General features: G+C 45.8%; 3 protein-coding genes and 1 pseudogene. All 4 read left to right on the forward strand.

Annotated features, from left to right (window positions below; genetic code table 11):
* Positions 1 to 105 precede the first annotated feature (105 nt).
* Positions 106 to 699, forward strand: coding sequence for a hypothetical protein (locus Q0236_RS10730; RefSeq protein ID WP_297917711.1), 594 nt, complete (start codon positions 106 to 108; stop codon positions 697 to 699).
* A 76-nt stretch (positions 700 to 775) separates the two neighbouring features.
* Positions 776 to 1,774 carry a hypothetical protein gene (locus Q0236_RS10735; protein ID WP_297917714.1) on the forward strand — a complete coding sequence of 333 codons (999 nt, stop codon included), beginning with the start codon at positions 776 to 778 and terminating at the stop codon, positions 1,772 to 1,774.
* 133 nt (positions 1,775 to 1,907) lie between these two features.
* Complete coding sequence (locus Q0236_RS10740) at positions 1,908 to 2,246, forward strand: DsrE/DsrF/TusD sulfur relay family protein (RefSeq protein WP_367274748.1); 339 nt, start codon at positions 1,908 to 1,910, stop codon at positions 2,244 to 2,246.
* Between the two features lie 250 nt (positions 2,247 to 2,496).
* Positions 2,497 to 3,311, forward strand: a pseudogene (locus tag Q0236_RS10745) (hypothetical protein); the annotation flags it as partial.

Consider the following 3,311-nt stretch of genomic DNA (forward strand, 5'->3'; position numbering starts at 1 on the left):
GCCTGCTTTATACGACACATCCGCCCGCGAGCCACTAAATTTTGAAATTTATCTTTACCTATTCGTTTTTTAGATATACTTCTACATAAATTTCAAGGAGCAACCATGGACTTAAACGACTACCTCCACACTCAAGATCAGCAGCCTTCAAACCCTCAAGAAAAAGAGGTAGCGCTCATCAAATACACCTTCATCGCGGCCTGCGCCTTAAAAGCTATAGCCGAACTGGTGCTATTGCTATTAGGAATTTACGGCGGATTGGGAGTGCTACTAAGCGCAGCGGCATTCGTGCTTTTTATCTTTAGCATTTATAATATCTCTAAGCTTACCGCAAGCCGCAGCCTTTTGCGTAACGCAGCCATCGCCTTTGTAGCAATATTTATAGGCGTATTGCTATTTATATTTTTAGCGGGCGGCATCATCGCTCAAATACTACTTGCATTGGGATTCATCGCATCGTTTCTGTTTTTTTATAGATTTTATCAGGAGCTTGCCGATACTAGTGGAGTTGCGATATTTTCATATTGCTTTATCGCGCTTGTACTTGCAGCTATTGCAAATGCGTTTTTGGCGCGTTTTTCGCTGCCTGCTACGGTGCTGCTCAGCTTAGCGGCTCTTGCGCTTAACGCTTTTGCTATATTCAGCGTAGAGGGTTTTTCTCGTTCGTATTATTCTTATGATCTTAGAGGCAAGAGATAAATTTTGATTGCTTGATCGGTTGTGAAAAGACCAGCAAAGAGCTAAATTTTTAAAATTTCAAATCAAGGAGCAAGCCGTGGTCTATTTCAAACACATATTTCTCGCGCTGTTTTGCGGGGCGCTGTTTTGCGGCGTACTTTACGGCGAAAATCCAAATAAAATTTCAAAGCAAAATTTTAAATCTGACTTCATCTGGGGCGTTACGATCGACGACGGCTGGTACGAGGACGCGCAATACGCCTCGGACGCGAAGCTGCAAAGCATCGTGCGCGCCCTGCAAGCCCTACCCGCAAAGCCCACCGTGCGCGTCGTGATGTCAAAAGAGATCGCTCCGCGCGAGTATGAGCCTCTTTTTAGGCGGCTTAGCGAGGTTTCGTACGTGATGGCCTGCCCCGTGGACTCCTACGAGATGAGCTCGTACAAAAGCGTGAAAAGCTACGAAAAGAGGTTCGCGGACGCCTTCGCCGCGCTCGCGCCCTACGTCGCGATCTGGGAGATCGGCAACGAAATAAACGGCGAGGGTTGGCTGGGGGACGATGCAAATTTCATCACCGCTAAGATGATCGCGGCATTCGAGTTCATCCACAAAAAGGGCGCCAAGACGGCGCTTACTGCGTATTATACGCCGAGCGGAGTACAAAAAATAGAAATGCGCGAGTGGCTGCGAAAATTCGTGCCGCAGGATATGAAAGAGGGGCTGGATTATCTTTTCGTAAGCTACTACGAGGACGATAACGAGGGCTTTGCGCCTGATTGGAGCGAAATTTTTACCGATCTGCAAAGCACTTTCCCTGCTTCGAAGCTCGGTATCGGCGAGTGCGGAAACACGGCGTCGGACGCTACGCAGGCGAGCAAAAAGGCGATGATGAGGCGGTATTATACGATGCCGCGCTACGTGAAAAACTACGTGGGCGGGTATTTTTGGTGGTATTTCGTGCAAGACTGCGTAAGCGGGGCGGGACCCGGCGCTTCAAACGGCAAAAATCGCGGCACGCGCGATAAAGCGAAAGCCACGGACGAGCTACTAAAAAGTCTTAGCGAAGCAATAAATGAAGCTCGTCGCGATAAAAATTAAAAATTTATAAAGACTAAATTTAACCATTCAGGTCCGTAAGCCTAAATTTAAGGTAATGCAACCTCGCTTTAATATTGAATTCTTTTCAATAAAATTTTAAACGAAGGGGCGTAAAATAAAAATCCTACTGATCCTGGCAAATCAGCCGTATAACGGCTCGGACAATACCTACAACGCATTGAGACTCGCGGACAGCCTACATAAAAAAGGCGAGGAGGTAAGAATTTTTCTTATGAATGACGCGGTCGATCTCGTAAGAGATAGCACCGAAAAACCCAGGGATTACGACATCGATCTGGTAGCCAAACTAAAGGAGCTATACGGCGGCGGCGTGGCGCTAAAAGTATGCGGCAGCTGCCAAAGTAGATGCGGCGTGCACGCAGGAGAGCCCTACTTTAGCGACGAAATAAAAGGGAGTATGGATATACTGGCGAGCTGGGTTTGCGAGTGCGACAAGACGATTACGTTTTAGTTTAAATTTACAAACCAATAGATGAGATAAAATCTTTAAAAACGATCTTGTCGAAATTTAAAATTTAGACGAATACGACAAGCGGCGCGAGCCTATGGACTACGAAGTCATCTTGCTAAGAGGCAAAAGAAAGGCTAGCCGCTAAAAAGTCTTAGCAAAGCGGCAGGCTAGGCGCGAGGATAATGCGCGGGGATTTAAAATTTAAAGCGAAATTTTATGCTTTTTGACTGCAACGAGGTAAAATTTGGATATGAAAAATTTTAAAAGAATTTTAAAAATTACCGCCTTGGTCGTGAGCGTTGCATGCGTGCTTTTTGTGCTGTATATATTTGTGATTTTAAATTTGCTTTTTTCATCCGATACGCCCGAAGGTTGCGATCCTAGTATGCCCACTAGCGCTTGCGATTATATCGATGAAAAATTTGAAAAAGAGCTACAAAATTTGCCCCCAGTCGCCGCTTTGCCGAACTTAGAAAAAAGACCCGTATTTTGGCTAGGCGAGAAAAAATTCGCAGGAGGCGCGAAGTTTGATTATCTATACATTAAGGACGATTTTGGGGTCTGGCTTAGGTATGGGGACAGCGATAGCGACGACTTTTTGCTACAAAAAGATATGCCAGAGCGCTACTATGGATACCACGAGATCGATCGTTCGCCGGACGAAAGGTGGGTGAGTAGAGAGCTTAAATATTATAGCTACGGCATCTACGATATTTCGCTTTTTGAAAACGAAGCCAAGATATTTTCTCAAACGGCGCATAAGGTCGTGAGGAAATTTATTGGTTTCTTTAATCTACACTCTATGAGGGGTACATCTTTTGCAGCTCCGCAAGGCACCGAGGAAAATTTAAACGCTATAAGCGAGCTTCAAACTCCGCTTGCGGATTTTCCGCAAAAACCGAACTACTCTGCGCTTGGTTGGGCTGATAAACCAGAAGCCAGAGGCTATGTCGGAGATGAAATAGCTAAAAAACTCGCTCGCAACGTCTTTGAGATAGAGGGCGATGGGTGGCGACAGACCATCCGTATAAACAGCCGCGCCAAGGATATCAAGGTTATCTGCGG

The organism is uncultured Campylobacter sp., assembly GCF_938031315.1.
Lineage (GTDB): Bacteria > Campylobacterota > Campylobacteria > Campylobacterales > Campylobacteraceae > Campylobacter_B.